This window comes from Allobosea sp. 05T422_2, assembly GCF_056396265.1.
Window position 1 is genome coordinate 1 of record NZ_JBFTLD010000127.1, and the last position, 18,037, is coordinate 18,037.

Genomic DNA, 18,037 nt, shown 5'->3' on the forward strand with positions numbered 1-18,037 from the left:
CCCTTGAAGATACAGCTCCGCTACAACACGACCKACAACAACCGACGCACCGTCATCGCCATTGCCGAGCAGTGGAAGGCACTCGGCGTCGAGACCAGCTTCATCAACACCGACGGCAAGACCCATTTCGCCCTTCTGCGTGACGGTGGCGATTTCGACATCGCCCGCTATGGCTGGATCGGCGATTTTTCGGACCCGCAGAACTTCCTGTTTCTGTTCCTCAGCGACAACAAGGGGTTCAATTCCGGCAAGTACAACAACCCGACCTTCGACGGCTTGCTGGCCAAGGCCGCCGACGAGATCGACCTGACCAAGCGCGCCGCGATCCTGCGCGAGGCCGACGCGATCCTGGCTGCCGAGGTGCCGTGGATTCCGGTGATGTTCTATTCGTCGAAGAACCTGGTCTCGCCCAAGCTCGTCGGCTTCCAGCAGAATCTGCGCGGCGCGCTGCCGACACGCTTCATGAGCCTGAAGCCGTAAGAAACCCGCGTGTCATGGCCGGGCCTGCCCGGTCATGACACCGCAGACGGCCCGGTTCATTCGGAATGCTCTCCTTCATCCTGCGTCGCCTCGCCATCGCGATCCCGACCCTGTTCGTGATCGTGACGATTTCCTTCTTCCTGATGCGCGTCGCACCGGGCGGGCCGTTCGACCTCGAACAGCCGCTGGAAGCGAAGGTGATGGAGAACCTGCGCCGGATCTATCAGCTCGACCGGCCGCTCTATCAGCAATATCTGACCTATCTCGCGGCTTTGATCAGGGGTGATTTCGGCCCTTCCTTCTACTTCCGCGACTTCTCTATCGCCGAGCTCTTCGCGCAGGGGCTGCCGGTCTCGATGCGGCTGGGCGCATCGGCACTCGCTCTTGCCCTGCTAATCGGCGGCCCGCTCGGCGTGCTCGCAGCCTTCCGCCAGAACGAGCATGCCGACCATGCGGTGATGGGTTTTGCCACTGCCGGCATCACCATTCCCAACTTCGTGGTCGCGCCCGTGCTGCAGATCGTCTTCGGGCTGATGCTGGCCTGGTTGCCGGTCGGCGGCTGGAATGGCGGTGCGGTCCGCAACACTATCCTGCCGATCGTGACTTTGGCGCTGCCGCAGATCGCGGTGATCGCGCGGATGACCCGCGCGGCGATGATCGAGACCCTGCGCGCCAACCATATCCGCACCTTGCGGGCACAAGGGCTTTCCAGCGTGACGGTCGCACTGCATGCGCTGCGCGGCGCGGCCCTGCCCGTCGTCTCCTATCTCGGGCCGGCCGCCGCGGCCTTGCTGACGGGCTCGGTCGTGGTCGAGAGCATCTTCGCCGTTCCCGGAATCGGCCGCTATTTCGTCGAGGGTGCGCTCAACCGCGACTACACCCTGGTGATGGGCACGGTCGTTGTCGTGGCGATCTTCGTGCTGGTCTTCAATCTCGTCGTCGACGTTGTCTATGCGCTGCTCGATCCGCGCGTCAGGCTGGAGTGAGCGCATGAGCGAGATCACGCTTGCCCCCCTGCCCGTCACCGGGCGCTCGCTCTGGCAGGATGCGCGCATCCGCCTGATGCGCAACCGCGCAGCGGTCGCGAGCCTGATCGTGCTGGCGCTGATGACGCTGGCCTGCCTGATCGGCCCGTTGATGACCGGGCATCCGCATGATCGGGTCTACCAGGACTATGTCCGTGTGCCCGCCAGCATCGAGAGCTATCCCAAGGCCGAGGCGATACCGGCCGCCGTGCAACGCATCGCCTCACGCGTCCGGGCAACGGCGGGCGATGTCGCAATAAGCCGGGACGGCGTGCGCCTGACGCTGACGTCACAGCGCCCGATCGATCAGCGGCTTCTCGTCTATTTCGATCGCTCAGACCAGTTCGGGACCCCGAAGATCCTGGCCAATGAGGAAGATGGCCGCAGGCTCGCTCTGGAGGTACCGATCAAGCGGCAGCGCTTCTGGTTCGGCACCGATGCCAATGGCCGCGACCTGCTGACCCGCACGCTAATCKCCGGGCGGGTTTCCCTGGCGATCGGCCTGCTCGCGACAGGTGTCGCGCTCGTGATCGGCGTCAGCTACGGCGCAACGGCGGGCTATCTCGGCGGGCGCGTCGACATGCTGATGATGCGCATCGTCGACGTGCTCTATTCGCTGCCCTTCATCTTCTTCGTCATCCTGCTGGTCGTCTTCTTCGGCCGGAATTTCATCCTGATGTTCCTTGCCGTCGGCGCGATCGAATGGCTCGACATGGCCCGGATCGTTCGCGGACAGACACTCTCGATCAAGCGACAGGAATATGTGCTGGCGKCCGAGGCGCTCGGCGTCACGACCGGCGGCATCCTGAGGCGCCATGTCATTCCCAACACGCTTGGCCCAGTCATCATCTATGTCACGCTGCTGGTGCCGAAGATCATCCTGCTCGAGAGTTTTCTCTCCTTCCTCGGCCTCGGCGTGCAGGAGCCGATGACGAGCTGGGGCGTGCTGATCTCGGACGGCGCCCGCTCGATCCAGGGCGCGCCCTGGATGCTGATCTTCCCGGCGAGCTTCCTGGTGACCACGCTGTTCGCGCTGAACTTCCTCGGCGATGGCCTGCGCGACGCGCTCGATCCCAGGGATCGCTGAGATGGGGGACGCTCCGATCCTCGAGATCCGCGACCTGCGCGTGCGCTTCCGGACCAATGATGGGCTGCTCGATGCGGTGAACGGCGTCGATATCGCTGTCGGAGCCGGCGAATTCGTCGCCATCGTCGGCGAATCCGGTTCCGGCAAAAGCCAGACGGTGATGGCCGCGATGGRCCTGCTCGCTGGGAATGGCGAGGTGGAAGGCTCGATCCGCTATCGCGGCACGGAGCTGCTCGGGCTGAAACCCAAGCAACTCAATGCCTATCGCGGCCGGAAGCTCGCGATGATTTTCCAGGAGCCCATGACATCGCTCGACCCGCTGTTMCGGATCGGCAGCCAGATGGCCGCGCCTCTGCGCAAACACCAGGGATTGTCACGCAGCGCCGCGCGGACGCGGGCGCTCGAACTCCTGAAACTCGTCCAGATTCCCCGGCCGCAGGAACGGCTCGATGCCTATCCGCACGAGCTCTMAGGCGGGCAGCGCCAACGCGTCATGATCGCGATGGCCCTGGCCAATGATCCCGATATCCTGATTGCCGACGAACCGACGACAGCGCTCGACGTCACCATCGAGGCCGAGATCCTGGCGCTGATCGCCGATCTCAGAAAGCGGCTCGGCATGGCCGTCGTCCTGATCAGCCACGATCTCGGGCTGGTGCGGAAATATGCAGAGCGCGTCTATGTGATGAAGTCTGGCGAAGTGGTGGAGAGCGGAACCACCGAGGTCCTCTTCGCAGCACCGAGCCATCCCTATACCAAGCTGCTGCTCTCGGCAGAGCCCGCAGGCCATAAGCAACCTGCGCCGAAGGGCGCCCCGATCCTGCTCGAGGCCCGTGACCTGCGCGTCAGCTACGATCTCGGTCGTGGCTTTCTCAAGCGCAGGAACGGCTTGCTCCACGCCGTCGACGGTGTCGATCTGACCCTGCAGCGCGGCCAGACCATCGGCATCGTCGGGGAGTCCGGCTCGGGAAAGTCGACGCTGGGAAAGGCGCTACTCAGGCTCGTGCCGGCCAGCGGGCAGATCCGATTCGAGGACCGGGCGCTGGCGCCGCTCGATCGCTCGCAGATGCGGCCGCTGCGCAAGAGCCTGCAGGTCGTTTTCCAGGACCCATTCGGCTCGCTCTCGCCGCGGCTCACCGTAGGCGAGATCGTCAGCGAGGGGCTGCTGGTCCACGCGCCCCATCTGACGCGCGCCGAACGCGACATGCGCGCGGCGCAGGCCCTGGAGGAGGTCTCGCTCGATCCGCGCCTGCGCAACCGCTATCCGCACGAATTCTCGGGCGGCCAGCGCCAACGCATCGCGATCGCGCGCGCGATGATCCTGCACCCGGCGCTGGTCGTACTGGACGAGCCGACCTCGGCGCTCGATCGTACCGTGCAGAAGAGCATCGTGGCGTTGCTCAAGGACCTCCAGGCCCGCCACGACCTCTCCTATCTCTTCATCAGCCACGACCTCGCCGTGGTCCGCGCCATGGCCGACACGATCATGGTGATGAAGGATGGCAGCGTCGTCGAAAGCGGACCAACCGAGGCGATTTTCGCCGCACCGCGCGAGGGCTACACGCAGAGGCTGATCGCGGCCGCGCTCAAGGCGTAAACGGAAGATATCCGGTCCGGCCCGGTGGCCGTGGCGGTCCTCGTCCCTTCGGCGCGGCAGTGTTGCGCCCGACGCCGATCTGCAAGCCGGCTTTGGCACTCGCCTCCCGCCCGCGCCTCCGCTACCAATGCCGACGTTCCTTCAACCACGAGACCGAAGCCGATGAGCCGTATTGTCTATGTGAATGGTGAGTACCTGCCCGAGGAAGAGGCCAGGATCTCGATTTTCGACCGCGGCTTCATCTTCGGCGACGGCATCTACGAGGTCTCGGCGGTGCTCGGCGGCAAGCTGGTCGACTGCGACGCGCATCTTGCCCGTCTGGAGCGCTCCTGCGGAGAAATCCGGCTCGCCCTGCCCTGGTCGCGCGCCGAACTGACCGCCATCCATGAGGAGCTGATCAAGCTCAACAATATCGACGAGGGCGGTATCTATCTCCAGGTCTCGCGCGGCGCTGCCGACCGTGACTTCGCCTTCCCGAAGGATGTGGCGCCGACCCTGGTGATGTTCTCGCAGGCCCGCAACCTGAGCGAGGCCCCCGCCGCCAAGACCGGCATCAAGGTCGTCTCCTGCCCGGACCTGCGCTGGGCCCGCCGGGACATCAAGAGCGTCAACCTGCTMGGGCCGGTGCTGGCCAAGCAGTTCGCCGCCGAAAGCGGCGCGCAGGAAGCCTGGCTGGTGGAAGATGGCGTCGTCACCGAAGGTGCGTCCTCGACCGCCTGGATCGTCAAGGGCAAGACGCTGATCTCGCGGCCGCTCTCGAACAAGGTCCTGCCGGGCATCACCCGCAAGGCTGTTCTGGCTTTCCTCGCCGAAACCGGCTTCACCTTCGAGGAACGCACGTTCACGCTGGATGAGGCGCTMGATGCCGAGGAGGCCTTCATCACCTCGGCCAACAGCTTCGTGATGCCGGTGGTCTCGATCGACGGCCATACGATCCACAATGGCGCGCCGGGCCCAACCGCGATCCGCCTGCGCGAAATCTATATCGACTTCGCCAGGAAGGGCGGCGTGCTGGGCTGATCGCCCACACGCTCCCCCGCGACATAGGTCGCGGCGACATTGCGCTCGTCACCCAGCGTGACGAGCACGAAGAGTTCCTCGGCGAGATCGCGCGCCGTTTCCAACCGGTGCGCCATGGCCCGCGTCGCTGCCGGGTCGAGCACCACGACATCCGCCTCGCGGCCGGGCTCGAGCGAGCCGATGAGATGATCGAGCCCCAACGCCACCGCATTGCCGCGCGTGATGGCATGGAGCGCCGCGAACGCGGAAAGCGACTGGCCCTGCAGCTGCAGCACCTTGTAGGCCTCGGCCATGGTCCGCAACATCGAGTAGCTGGTGCCGCCGCCGATATCGGTCGCGACCGCAACCCGTACGCCTTCCCGCTTCGCCCGGGCCCAGTCGAACAGGCCTGAACCGAGGAAGAGGTTCGACGTCGGACAGAACACGGCGACAGCTCCGGCCTCGGCAAAAGCACGCCATTCATGCTTGGTCATGTGGATGCAGTGGCCCAACAGGCTCTTGCGGCCGAGCAGGCCGTAATCCCGATAGATGCCGGCATAATCATCGGCATCCGGATAGAGCTGGCAGGCCAACGAGATCTCGGCCTGGTTCTCGTTGATATGGGTCTGGACGAAGCAGTCCGGATGTTCAGAGGCGAGTCGCCCGGCAGCGGCCAGCTGCTCCGGTGTCGAGGTCACCGCAAAGCGCGGCGTGATCGCATAGAGCTGGCGTCCCCTGCCGTGCCAGCGCTCGATCAGGGCCTTGCTGTCGGCATAGCTGCTCTCGGCCGTATCGGTCAGCGCCGCCGGGGCGTTGCGGTCCATCATCACCTTGCCGGCAATCATCCGCGTGTTGCGGCGCTCCGATTCGGCGAAGAAGGCTTCGGCCGATTGACGGTGAACGGAGCAGTAGACGGCCGCCGTGGTGGTGCCGCTCGCCAGCAACTCGTCCAGCAGGAACCGCGTCAGCTTCTCCGGATGTCCCTGCTGCGCCAGCTTCTGCTCCTCGACGAAGGTGTATTTGTTCAGCCACTCCATCAGCTGCGCACCATAGGAGGCGATCACCTGGGTCTGCGGCATGTGCAGATGCGCGTCGATGAAGCCCGGCATGATCAGGTTCGGCCGGTGATCGACGATTTCCGCCTCTTCCGGCAGCGTCGGCAGCAGCTCCGATGCGGCGCCGACGGCCTTGATCAGTCCGTCGGCGATGACGACCAGGCCATCCCCGATGAAGCGATGCGCCGCGTCGCCGGAGGTCTCGGGATCGCCGACKAACCAGAGCAGGCGGCCACGCAGGGCGCGAAGGCGACGGTCTTCGTTCACAGGCTCGTGCTCCGGCTCAAAATCACGTCATATCTGCACCAAATCAAAGCTTTCGGCCAAGCGTCGAACATGCCTAATCTGGAGGCATGATTTGGATCTGTGAGCGGCCGGGCCGCCATGCGTGAGATAGTGCGCTTCCTCTACGGCGATGAGCTGGTCGAGATCGCGTCCAGCGATCCGACCCAGACGCTGCTCGACTGGCTGCGCCTCGAGCGCCGCCGGACCGGCACGAAGGAAGGCTGCGCCGAAGGCGATTGCGGAGCCTGCACCGTCGTCGTCGGACGACTCGACGGCGGCCGATTGCGCTATGAGGCGATCAACGCCTGCATCCGCTTCCTGCCGACGCTCGATGGCTGCCATCTGCTCACCATCGAGCACCTGAAGGGCGCGGACGGCCGTCTGCACCCGGTGCAGCAGGCGATGGTCGATTGCCACGGCTCGCAATGCGGCTTCTGCACGCCGGGCTTCGTGATGTCGCTCCTTGCGCTCTGGCTGAACGAGCCGGCGCCGGAGCTKGGGCGAATCGAGGACGCGCTCGCGGGCAATCTCTGCCGCTGTACCGGCTACGAGCCGATCATTACCGCGGCCCGTCGCCTCTACGAACACGCCGACCGGACGCAGGATCGCTTCGCGCTTTCGGTGCCCGGCATCGCCGCCCGGCTGCACGCTTTCGCGGATCAGGAGACGCTGACACTCGCCCATGGCACGCGACGCTTCCTGTCGCCGGCGACGGCCGATGCCCTCGCCGATCTCGTCATCTCCCATCCCGAGGCCGTTCTCGTCGCCGGCGCGACCGATGTCGGTCTCTGGATCACCAAGGGGATGCAGCAGCCGCAAACCATCATCCATCTCGGCCGCGTCGAGGACCTGCGTCCAATCAGCGACGAGGGCGATCATCTGCGCATCGGCGCCATGGCGAACCATATCGATGTCCGCACGGCACTCGCGGTGCTCTCGCCGCAGCTCGACGAGCTGATGCGCCGCTTCGGCGGCGAGCAGGTGCGCAATGCCGGGACGATCGGCGGCAATATCGCCAATGGCTCACCGATCGGCGATCTACCGCCTGCGTTGATTGCGCTTGGTGCAACGCTGCTGCTGCGGCGCGGCAGCGAGCGACGCGCGCTGCCGCTGGAAGCCTTCTTCCTCGACTATCGCAGCCAGGACCGGAAGCCAGGCGAATTCGTCGAGGCCGTGCTGGTGCCGAAACTGCAGAATGACGCTCTGTTCCACATTTCGAAGATCTCAAAGCGCTTCGACGAGGATATCTCGGCGGTGTGCGGCGCCTTCCTGCTGCATCTCGACGAAGCCAATCGGGTGAGCGAGGCACGGCTCGCCTATGGCGGCATGGCCGGTATCCCGAAACGGGCCGCCGCCGCGGAAGCCGCGCTGCTCGGGAGGGATTGGGACGAGGCTGCGGTCGCTGCCGCCATCGCCGCCCTGCCCCKGGATTTCACACCGCTGACCGACATGCGCGCCTCGGCGGCGTACCGGCTGAAGGTGGCCGGCAATCTCCTGCGCCGGTTCCTGATCGAAACGACGGCGCTTGACGTCGACACGCGCGTCGCGGGCCTGCTTGCGGAGGCTGCCCATGGCTGACGCGCGCAAACGGCTTGAGACCGAGGTCGTGGCCGGGCCGCTCGGCCGGACCAGCAATCATGATTCCGCCGCCAAGCATGTCGCGGGTGAAGCCCTCTATATCGACGATATCGCCGAGCCGGCCGGCCTTGCGCATGCCTATCTCGGCCTTTCCCAGGTCGCGCATGGGCGGCTGATATCGCTCGACCTCGCGGCCGTGCGCACGGCCCCCGGCGTTCTCACCGTGTTGACGGCCGAGGATATTCCGGGCGCGAACGACATCAGCTCGACGCATCGACATGACGAGCCTGTCTTCACGACGCAGAATATCCTGCATCACGGCCAACCGCTTTTCGCGGTTATCGCGGAAACCCGGGATCTGGCGCGCCGCGCCGCCGCGCTGGCCAAGGCGGCCTATGAGGAAGCCGCTCCGCTGCTGGATGTCGCAGCGGCCCGCGCGGCCGGCGGCGAGCTTGTCACCGACCCGCTGAAGCTGGAGCGCGGCGATGTCGCGGAAGCGCTTGCTGCCAGCCCGCGCCGGCTCAAGGGGTCGATGGAGATCGGCGGGCAGGATCATTTCTATCTGGAGAGCCAGATCGCGCTCGCCATCCCCGGCGAGGACGAAGACATGCTGGTGCTGTCCTCGACGCAGCATCCGAGCGAAGTCCAGCACATGGTCGCGCAGGTGCTCGCCGTCGGCTCCCACGCCGTCACCATCGAGGTCCGGCGCATGGGCGGCGGCTTTGGCGGCAAGGAGACGCAGGCCAATCTCTTCGCCTGCGTCGCCGCGCTCGCTGCCCGCAAGCTGAAGCGCCCGGTAAAGCTCCGGCCCGACCGCGACGACGACATGGTCATCACCGGCAAACGCCATGATTTCGTGGTCGATTACGAGATCGGCTTCGATGACGAGGGGCATATTCACGCGGTGGACGCGGTCTATGCGGCGCGCTGCGGCTGGAACGCCGATCTCTCGGGCCCGGTCACCGACCGCGCGCTGTTCCACATGGACAATTGCTATTTCTACCCGGCGGTGCGCGGACGTTCGCAGCCCCTGCGGACCAACACCGTTTCGAACACGGCCTTTCGCGGCTTCGGCGGCCCCCAGGGCATGGTCGGAGCGGAACGCTTCATCGAGGAGGTTGCTTTCGCGACCGGGCTCGACCCGCTCGAGATCCGCAGGCGCAATCTCTATGGCGCGGTCGGTCGCGACATCACGCCCTATCACCAGCAGGTCGAGGACAATATCGCCGGCGACGTGATCGCCGAACTTGAACGGCGTTGCGATTACCGCGCGCGCCAGGCGGGGATCCGTGAGGCCAACCGCAAGAGCCCGGTCATCAAGCGTGGCATCGCGCTGACCCCGGTCAAGTTCGGCATCTCCTTCACCGCGACCTGGTACAATCAGGCAGGCGCCCTGGTGCATGTCTACACGGACGGCACGGTGGCGCTGAACCATGGCGGTACCGAGATGGGCCAGGGCCTCTATGTGAAGGTGGCGCAGGTCGTGGCGCAGGCTTTCGGGATCGGCCTCGACCGGATCAAGATCACCGCGACGACCACCGGAAAGGTGCCGAACACCTCGGCGACAGCCGCCTCCTCCGGCTCCGATCTCAACGGCATGGCCGCGCTCGATGCCTGCGAGACGATCAAGGCGCGGCTCATCGCCTTCGCGTCGAAGCGCTGGGAGGTTTCAGCCGAGGAGATTGCCTTCCTGCCGGGCCGGATCAGGATCGGCACGCAGGAGATGAGTTTCGCCGAATTCGTCGCGGCAGCCTACATGGCCCGCGTCCAGCTCTCGGCGACCGGCTTCTACGCGACGCCGAAGATCCATTGGGATCGCAAGGCCGGGCGTGGCCACCCGTTCTATTATTTCGCCTATGGCGCGGCTGCGGCCGAAGTCGCGATCGACACGCTCACCGGCGAATACAAGGTCGAGCGGGTCGACATCCTGCATGATTGCGGCACCTCGCTGAACCCGGCGATCGACAAGGGCCAGATCGAGGGCGGCTTCGTGCAGGGCATKGGCTGGCTCACCACCGAGGAACTCTGGTGGGACGACAACGGCCGGCTCAAGACCCATGCGCCCTCGACCTACAAGATCCCCGTCGCCTCCGACCGGCCGCGGATCTTCAATGTCGACCTGCTCGAGAACGCCCCCAATCGCGAGCCGACGATCCACCGTTCCAAGGCGGTCGGGGAGCCGCCGCTGATGCTGGCGATCAGCGTGCTCCACGCCTTGTCGGACGCGGTCGCGAGCGTCGGCAATCATCGCTTCTGTCCCCGTCTCGACGCGCCGGCGACGCCGGAGCGTGTACTCGATGCGGTCGACCGCATGCGGGAACAGGTACGGGGCGCGGCGCCATGACCGGGCTGGCGACTTTCCTCGAAGCCCATCTCGAGCAAGGCGCCATCCTTGTCAGCATCGAGCGCGCCGAAGGATCGACCCCACGCGAAACCGGCGCGACGATGGTCGTCACCGCCGAGGGCAATTCCGGGACGATCGGCGGCGGCCAGCTCGAATTCCACTGCGCCGACATCGCCCTTGAGATGCTGGCGAGCGGCGAGACCTCGCGACGCCTCGATATTCCGCTTGGGCCGCAAATGGGCCAGTGCTGCGGCGGCCGGGTCGGTGTCGTGCTGGAGCGGGCCAGGCCGTGCCATCTCGCGACTCTCCAGGCCGCCGAAGCGGCAAGGTGCGCAGCGCAGCCTGCCGTCCTCATCCTCGGCGCCGGCCATACCGGGCGCGCGCTTGCCGAGGCCCTCATGCGCCTGCCGCTGACGGTCATTCTGATCGACGACCGCGAAGCCCAGATGCACGATCTTCCCGTTGGTGTCGCACCGCTACGACTGGACGACCCGGTCGAGGCGATCACATCGGCCCAGCCCGGCACCGCCTTCGTGATCCTTTCGCACAGCCATGCGCTCGACTACCGGCTGACCGAGGCTGCGCTCCTGCGCGGGGATGCCGCCTATGTCGGCATGATAGGCTCGGCGACGAAGCGCGCTCGCTTCGCTGCCAGCTTCCGCCGCCGGCACCCTGCAAGCGATGCCCTGGCGCGCCTGACCTGCCCGATCGGCGGGGATGATGTGGACGACAAGCGCCCTGAGGTCATCGCCGCCTTGACGGCAGCCGAACTGGTGCGGAGCTTGCTTGCCAAGCAACAGGCTTCCGGGCAAAGCGTGGCGCAGGGCCGACAGGGTCCGGGGAGAAGGGCAGGAGATGACGGCGTCGCCGCATGACAGGACGGATACGCCGCCCCGGCTCGTGCTGTCGGGCATCTCCAAGAGCTTTCCCGGCGTGAAAGCCAATGACGACATCAGCTTCAGCGTGAAGCCCGGCGAGATCCACGCCCTGCTCGGCGAGAACGGWGCSGGCAAGTCGACGCTGGTCAAGGTCATCTACGGCGTTCAGCAGGCCGATTCGGGCAGCATCTCCTGGGATGGCCGGCCTGTTTCGGTCCCCTCGCCCAAGGCGGCGCGGCGGCTCGGCATCGGCATGGTCTTCCAGCATTTCTCGCTKTTCGACGCGATGACCGTGATCGAGAACATCGCGCTCGGCCTCGACGAGGCCGTGGATCGCGAGGAGCTGAAGACCCGCGTCGCCAAGGTTCTGCAGAGCTATTCGCTGCCGCTCGATCCCGAGCGCGAGGTCCATACGCTCTCGGTCGGCGAACGGCAGCGCATCGAGATCGTCCGCTGCCTGCTGCAGAAGCCGAAGCTCCTGATCATGGATGAGCCGACTTCGGTCCTGACACCGCAGGAGGTCGAGCGTCTGTTCGAGACCTTGCGGCAGATCGCGTCCGAAGGCTGCTCGATCCTCTACATCAGCCACAAGCTGCACGAGATCAAAGCCTTGTGCGACACCGCCACGATCCTGCGCGCCGGCCGGGTCGTCGCGACCTGCGACCCGCGGCAGGAGACGACACGGCGCATGGCCGAGCTGATGATCGGCGCCGAATTGCGGCAGATCGAGAACGCCCATTCCGGCAGGATCGGCAAGCGCCGACTGATCGTGTCTGGTCTCTCCCTGCCCGGCGAACCGCCTTTCGGCACGAGCTTGCGCGACATCAGTTTCGAGGCACGGGCCGGCGAGATCCTCGGCATCGCCGGCGTCGCCGGCAATGGCCAGGCCGAGCTGCTCGGCGCGCTGTCCGGCGAGCGCCTCAGTGCGGTGCCGAACGCCATCATGCTCGACGGCAAGCCCGTCGGCAGCGAGGGAGCGGGCGAGAGGCGCAGCGCCGGCCTCGCCTGCGTTCCGGAGGAGCGCAACGGACACGCCGCCGTGCCGGATTTCTCGCTGGCCGAGAATGCCATCCTGACGGCGCGCTACCGGCTGCCACTGGCACCTCGCGGCTTTATCCGCCTCGGAGCGGTTCGGCGCTTCGCCCAGGCCGTCATCGGCCGGTTCGATGTGCGCACCACCGGTCCAGGCTCTCCGGCCCGCTCATTGTCCGGCGGCAATCTGCAGAAATTCATCATGGGCCGCGAGATCGGCCAGGAACCAGGTGTCCTCGTGGTCTCGCAGCCGACCTGGGGGGTCGATGCGGGCGCCGCAGCGGCGATCCGGCAGGCGCTGGTCGATCTGGCGGCGAAGGGCTCTGCGGTCGTGGTGATCTCGCAGGACCTCGATGAACTGCTCGAGCTGGCAGACCGGCTCAGCGTCATCAACGAGGGCCGGCTCTCGCCGCCCCGCCCGGTCGCGGAGCTCGCGATCGACGAGATCGGCCTGATGATGGGCGGCATTCACGGCGCAGCCCAGCCCGAAGGAGCGCCGCTTCATGCTTGAATGGCGCCGCCGCCGCGAACCAAGCCGGGCGATGCTCTATCTGAGCCCGCTGATCGCGATCGCGCTCACCATGGCGACCGGCGCGTTGGTCTTCACGGCGATGGGTTATGACGGGCTGACCGCGGTCTTCGACTTCTTTCTCGTATCCTTCCTCGAGCCGCATCGCTGGCCGGATCTCGGCGTCAAGGCGGCGCCGCTGGTGATGATCGCGCTCGGCCTCGCCATCGGTTTTCGCGCCAATGTCTGGAATATCGGCGCCGAGGGCCAGTACATCATGGGCGCCATCGCCGGCACCGGCGTTGCCCTCGCCACCTATGAGATGAGCGGCTGGTGGATCCTGCCGGCCATGGCTCTAGCCGGCATCCTCGGCGGCATGGCCTGGGCTGCGGTCCCGGCGCTGCTGCGCGTCAGGCTTCAGGTCAGCGAAATCCTGACCAGCCTGATGCTGACCTATGTCGCGGTGCAGGTGCTGTATTATCTCGTGCGCGGCCCGTGGAAGGATCCGGACGGCTTCAACTTCCCGCAGACGCGGATGTTCACGGCCGATCAGACGCTGCCGGTCGTCATCCCCGAGACGCTCGTCCATCTCGGCATTCCGCTCGCACTCGTCATTGCCGTCATTGCCTGGCTGGTGTTGGAGAAGACGACCGCGGGCTATGCGGTGAAGGTTGTCGGGCTCGCACCGGCTGCGGCGCGTCACGGCGGCTTCAGCGCCGAACGGACGACCTGGGTGACGTTGCTGATCGGCGGCGGCCTTGCGGGTCTTGCCGGCATCTTCGAGGCTGCAGGCCCGTTCAGCCAGCTTACCCCGCAGTTCCCGGTCGGCTACGGGTTCACCGCCATCATCGTCGCCTTCCTCGGCCGCCTGCACCCGCTGGGCATCGTGCTCGGCGGCGTCGTTCTGGCGGCAACCTATGTCGGCGGCGAGATCGCCCAGACGACCGTGCGTCTGCCCCAGGCCGCGACCGGCATGTTCCAGGCGATGCTGCTGTTCTTCCTGCTCGCGACCGATGTGCTGGTCCGTTATCGCATCGCCTTCCGGGCGAGGCCGGCGAAAGTGGTGCCGCGATGAACAGCGTCATCCTGGTCTCGATCATCATGACGCTCGTCGCAGCGTCGACACCGATCCTGCTCGCGGCGCTCGGCGAGCTCGTCGTCGAGAAGTCGGGCGTGCTCAATCTCGGTGTCGAGGGCATGATGCTGACCGGGGCCGTCGCCGGTTTCGCGGTCGCCTTCAGCACCGGCAGCGTTGCGCTCGGCCTCATTGCCTCCGTTATCGCCGGCATCGCAACCGGGATGATCTTCGCCGTGCTGACGCTCAGCCTGACCGCGAACCAGGTCGCGACGGGCCTGGCGCTGACGATTTTCGGCGTCGGCGCCTCCTCGCTGATCGGCGCCGGCTTTGTCGGCCGCACGATCGATCGTCTGGGGCCCCTGTTTCCCGAAGCGCTTTCCAGCCATCCCTGGCTGCGTGCGCTCTTCGGGCACGACATCATCGTCTATCTCTCGCTTGCCCTGGTTCTCGGCGTGAGCCTCTTCCTGCGCAGGACGCGCGCCGGATTGATCCTGCGGGCGGTCGGCGAGAATGACGCCTCGGCCCATGCCATCGGCTATCCCGTCATTGGCATCCGCTATGCGGCGATCGCCTTCGGCGGCGCGCTGGCGGGCCTCGGCGGCGCCTATTTCTCGCTGGCGCTGACGCCGATGTGGGCTGACCGCCTCACCGCCGGGCGCGGCTGGATCGCGCTCGCGCTCGTCGTCTTCTCCGCCTGGAAACCCGGCCGGCTCCTGCTCGGGGCCTATCTCTTCGGCGCGGTGATGACCTTCGAGCTTCAGGCCAAGGCTGCCGGCATCACCTGGCTCGCGCCGGAGGTGCTGGCGATGGCCCCCTATCTTGCGACAATCCTGGTTCTGACGATGATGTCGCTCGGTCGCAAGACGGGCCGGCTCGACGCGCCCGCATGTCTCGGCAAACCCTTCTCGGCGTCCTGACGGCGCCGCCAACCCCGTGGGGAGAACAACCATGTCATCCATGATCACCCGCCGCACGCTCGTTGCCGGCGGCGCCGCGGCGTCCGCCCTGCCCCTGCTCGGCCGCAGCGCCTTTGCGCAGGCGCCACTGGGTGTCGGCTTCATCTATGTCGGTCCGATCGGCGATCACGGCTGGAGCTGGACGCATGATCAGGGCCGCAAGGCGCTCGAGAAGCAGTATGGCGACAAGATCAAGACCAGCTTCATCGAGAACGTCGCTGAGGGGCCGGATGCGGCGCGCGCGCTGCGCCAGCTGGCGCAGGCCGGCAACCAGCTGATCTTCGCGACCTCCTTCGGTTTCATGAACCCGACCATCCAGGTCGCAAAGCAGTTCCCGAAGCTGAAATTCGAGCACGCCACCGGCTATCAGCGCGCCGAGAACGTCGCGACCTACAATGCCCGCTTCTACGAGGGCCGCGCCGTGATCGRCACGATCGCGGGCCACATGTCGAAGAGCGGCCAGGCCGGCTACATCGCCTCCTTCCCGATTCCGGAGGTCGTGATGGGCATCAACGCCTTCACGCTCGCCGCCCGCAAGGTCAACCCGAACTTCAAGACCAAGGTCATCTGGGCCTCGACCTGGTACGACCCGGCCAAGGAAGCCGACGCCGCCAAGGCGCTGATCGACCAGGGCGCCGATGTGATCACCCAGCATACCGACAGCCCCGCCGCCCTGCAGGCGGCCGAGCAGCGCGGCGTCTTCGCCTTCGGCCAGGCGTCCGACATGAGCGCCTTCGCGCCCAAGGCGCATCTCTCGGCGATCGTCGACGACTGGTCGGGCTACTACATCAAGCGCGTCAAGGACGTCATGGACGGCAGCTGGAAGTCGGGCGACGTCTGGGGCGGGATCAAGGACGGCTTCGTCAAGCTCGCCCCGTTCAATCCCGCGATGACGCCAGCCGCACGCGCAGGCGCGGAAGAAGTCCAGAAGGGCATCGTTGCCGGCACGCTCCACCCCTTCACCGGCGAGCTCAAGGACCAGAAGGGCGTGCTGCGCCTCAAGGCCGGCGAGACCGCCCCCGACGAGATGCTGTCGAAGATGGACTGGTATGTCGACGGCGTGCAGGCCTGAGCGCGCAGGCCAACTTATCCTAACGTCACCCCGGCAGCCGGATCGAGACTTCGGCTGACGGGAATGACGGAGGCGGCATGACGCCCCGAACGATTCAGCATCAAAGCCTCTTGCAGATATTTTAAGCTTGAAACAAAATGAGGACCATACGAGCCGGAAGGGGATGGGGATCTCCGCCGGCCAGTAGGCTCCTTGCAGGTCCCGGGAGGACATCGGACATGAAGCTCAAACTCGCATTGTCTATCGGCACGGCGCTCGTCGCGCTGGGAGTTGCCGGCGCACAGGCCCAGGAGCCGATCAAGATCGGCGTCGTCAGCGTTCTTTCCGGCCCGCAGGCAGCCCTTGGCCAGCAATTGCGCGACGGCTTCCAGCTCGCAGTCGACCAGATGGGCGGCAAGCTCGGCGGACGGCCGGTGCAGATCACGGTGATCGATGACGAGCTCAAGCCCGATGTCGCGGTCGGCAAGGTTCGCGGCTTCGTCGAGGGCGGCAAGGTCGATTTCGTCGTCGGACCGGTCTTCTCGAACATTCTGGGCGCCATCGCCAAGCCAGTCCTGGACTCCGGCGCGGTGCTGATCAGCCCGAATGCCGGCCCTTCGACGCTTGCAGGCAAGGCCTGCCACCAGAACTTCTTCGTGACCTCGTACCAGAACGACCAGGTCCACGAGGTGCTCGGCAAATACGCTCAGGACCAGGGCTTCAAGCGCGCCTACATCATGGCGCCGAACTACCAGGCGGGTAAGGACTCGCTCGCCGGCTTCAAGAACTACTTCAAGGGCGAGGTGGTCGACGAGGTCTATGTCCCGCTGAACCAGCTCGATTTCTCGGCGGAGCTCGCCAAGATCGCCTCGGCCAAGCCCGACGTCGTCTTCGCCTTCATGCCGGGCGGTCTCGGCGTCAATCTGGTCAAGCAGTGGTCGCAGGCCGGCCTGCAGGGCAAGATCCCGTTCCTCTCCGCCTTCACGGTCGATGAATCGACCCTGCCGGCACAGCAGGACGCTGCGGTCGGCCTCTTCGGCGGCATGACCTGGGCGCCCAATATGGACAATCCGCAGAACAAGAAGTTCGTCGCGGATTACGAGGCTGCCTACAAGATCGTCCCCGGCTCCTACGCCATGCAGGCTTATGATGCCGCCTTGCTGATCGACTCGGCGGTCAAGGGTGCCGGCGGCACGGCCGACAAGGACAAGCTGCGGGCCGCGATCCGGAAGGCCGACTTCAAGTCGCTGCGCGGCAACTTCAAGTTCAACAGCAATGGCTACCCGATCCAGGACTTCTATCTGGTCAAGGTCGCCAAGCGCGCCGACGGCAAGTTCCAGACCGAGATCGCGCAGAAGGTGTTCTCGGACTATGCCGACCCGCATGCGAAGGATTGCGCGCTGARGTGAGGAGACTGCCCGGGGGAGCTCATGTCCCTTCGTCTCTCTGGGAGGAGAGAAGAGCTTGGATGATGGCAGGGTGCCGGAGAGCAGCCGCCTGTCATCGGAGCAGGACATCAGCTCCCCTTGGCGACATCCTCACCCTCGCCGCCGCCCCTGCCCTTTCCGGGGACGGACGCCCGCCCGTGCCTGACTTGCGTCTCGCTGCGCCCGCCTAGCATGCTGCGAAAAGTTGCGACGGTTTTCGCATTCGGCATGCTCTAAATTATGAGAATCGATCGCGTTTTCTGCGTTGGACGACTTTGTCCAAACGCAGCGTGATCAAGGGGCGCCCCGCGCCGGCCAACGAATATCGAGCTGATGACCACCAGTCTCCTCATCGTCCAGATCCTGAACGGGTTGCAGCTCGGCATCCTGCTGTTCCTGGTGGCAGCGGGGCTGACGCTGGTCTTCGGCGTCATGGATTTCATCAACCTGGCCCATGGCGTGCAGTACATGCTGGGGGCCTATCTCGCCGTGACCTTCGTCGGGCTGACCGGAAGCTTCGTGCTGGGGCTGCTGCTCGCCCTGGCGGCTGCGCTCGTCATCGGGCTAGCCCTCGAATTCCTGGTCTTCCGCCATCTCTATGAACGCGACCATCTCGACCAGGTTCTCGCGACCTTCGGGCTCATCCTGCTCCTGAAC

At 65.9% G+C, this 18,037-nt stretch carries 15 protein-coding genes; 14 read left to right on the forward strand and 1 reads right to left on the reverse strand.

What is annotated here, in order from left to right; all coding sequences use genetic code 11:
* From AC1DJT_RS20835 to AC1DJT_RS20855, 5 genes are all read left to right on the forward strand, one after another.
* Positions 1-480, forward strand: a 480-nt coding sequence (locus AC1DJT_RS20835; protein WP_476834777.1) for an ABC transporter substrate-binding protein, incomplete at its 5' end; no start/stop codon positions are given.
* A 65-nt stretch (positions 481-545) separates the two neighbouring features.
* Complete coding sequence (locus tag AC1DJT_RS20840) at positions 546-1,466, forward strand: ABC transporter permease subunit (RefSeq protein ID WP_441489115.1); 921 nt, start codon at positions 546-548, stop codon at positions 1,464-1,466.
* Between the two features lie 4 nt (positions 1,467-1,470).
* Positions 1,471-2,592: an ABC transporter permease subunit gene (locus tag AC1DJT_RS20845; protein WP_476834778.1), complete on the forward strand. Its 1,122-nt coding sequence runs from the start codon at positions 1,471-1,473 to the stop codon at positions 2,590-2,592.
* Between the two features lies 1 nt (position 2,593).
* Complete coding sequence (locus AC1DJT_RS20850; RefSeq protein WP_476834779.1) at positions 2,594-4,189, forward strand: ABC transporter ATP-binding protein; 1,596 nt, start codon at positions 2,594-2,596, stop codon at positions 4,187-4,189.
* A 162-nt stretch (positions 4,190-4,351) separates the two neighbouring features.
* Entirely contained in the window at positions 4,352-5,209 is an 858-nt protein-coding gene (locus tag AC1DJT_RS20855) for a D-amino-acid transaminase (protein ID WP_069877297.1), read from the forward strand.
* Here AC1DJT_RS20855 and guaD read toward each other — a convergent pair.
* Positions 5,170-6,510 carry a guanine deaminase gene (gene guaD / locus AC1DJT_RS20860; protein ID WP_476834780.1) on the reverse strand — a complete coding sequence of 447 codons (1,341 nt, stop codon included), beginning with the start codon at positions 6,508-6,510 and terminating at the stop codon, positions 5,170-5,172. The genes AC1DJT_RS20855 and guaD overlap by 40 nt on opposite strands.
* 117 nt (positions 6,511-6,627) lie before the next feature.
* Between guaD and xdhA the strand changes: the two genes are divergently transcribed.
* The 9 genes from xdhA to AC1DJT_RS20905 all read left to right on the forward strand — a co-directional run.
* Complete coding sequence (xdhA, locus tag AC1DJT_RS20865) at positions 6,628-8,106, forward strand: xanthine dehydrogenase small subunit (RefSeq protein WP_476834781.1); 1,479 nt, start codon at positions 6,628-6,630, stop codon at positions 8,104-8,106.
* Complete coding sequence (gene xdhB, locus AC1DJT_RS20870; RefSeq protein ID WP_476834782.1) at positions 8,099-10,450, forward strand: xanthine dehydrogenase molybdopterin binding subunit; 2,352 nt, start codon at positions 8,099-8,101, stop codon at positions 10,448-10,450. Before xdhA ends, xdhB begins: the two co-directional genes overlap by 8 nt.
* Positions 10,447-11,325 carry a xanthine dehydrogenase accessory protein XdhC gene (gene xdhC / locus AC1DJT_RS20875; protein WP_441506640.1) on the forward strand — a complete coding sequence of 293 codons (879 nt, stop codon included), beginning with the start codon at positions 10,447-10,449 and terminating at the stop codon, positions 11,323-11,325. The genes xdhB and xdhC overlap by 4 nt, the downstream gene beginning before the upstream one ends.
* Positions 11,306-12,871: an ABC transporter ATP-binding protein gene (locus AC1DJT_RS20880; RefSeq protein ID WP_441506641.1), complete on the forward strand. Its 1,566-nt coding sequence runs from the start codon at positions 11,306-11,308 to the stop codon at positions 12,869-12,871. Before xdhC ends, AC1DJT_RS20880 begins: the two co-directional genes overlap by 20 nt.
* Positions 12,864-13,943 (forward strand): ABC transporter permease, encoded by a 1,080-nt coding sequence (locus AC1DJT_RS20885; protein WP_441506642.1) that lies wholly within the window; start codon positions 12,864-12,866, stop codon positions 13,941-13,943. Before AC1DJT_RS20880 ends, AC1DJT_RS20885 begins: the two co-directional genes overlap by 8 nt.
* Positions 13,940-14,863, forward strand: a complete 924-nt coding sequence (locus tag AC1DJT_RS20890; protein WP_441506643.1) for an ABC transporter permease — start codon at positions 13,940-13,942, stop codon at positions 14,861-14,863. The genes AC1DJT_RS20885 and AC1DJT_RS20890 overlap by 4 nt, the downstream gene beginning before the upstream one ends.
* A 40-nt stretch (positions 14,864-14,903) precedes the next feature.
* Positions 14,904-15,974: a BMP family ABC transporter substrate-binding protein gene (locus AC1DJT_RS20895; RefSeq protein ID WP_476834785.1), complete on the forward strand. Its 1,071-nt coding sequence runs from the start codon at positions 14,904-14,906 to the stop codon at positions 15,972-15,974.
* Positions 15,975-16,192: 218 nt separating this feature from the next.
* On the forward strand, positions 16,193-17,362 hold the full coding sequence (locus tag AC1DJT_RS20900; RefSeq protein WP_476834783.1) for an ABC transporter substrate-binding protein: 1,170 nt from the start codon (positions 16,193-16,195) through the stop codon (positions 17,360-17,362).
* A gap of 351 nt (positions 17,363-17,713) precedes the next feature.
* The coding region (locus AC1DJT_RS20905; RefSeq protein WP_476834784.1) for an ABC transporter permease subunit at positions 17,714-18,037 on the forward strand (324 nt) is incomplete at its 3' end.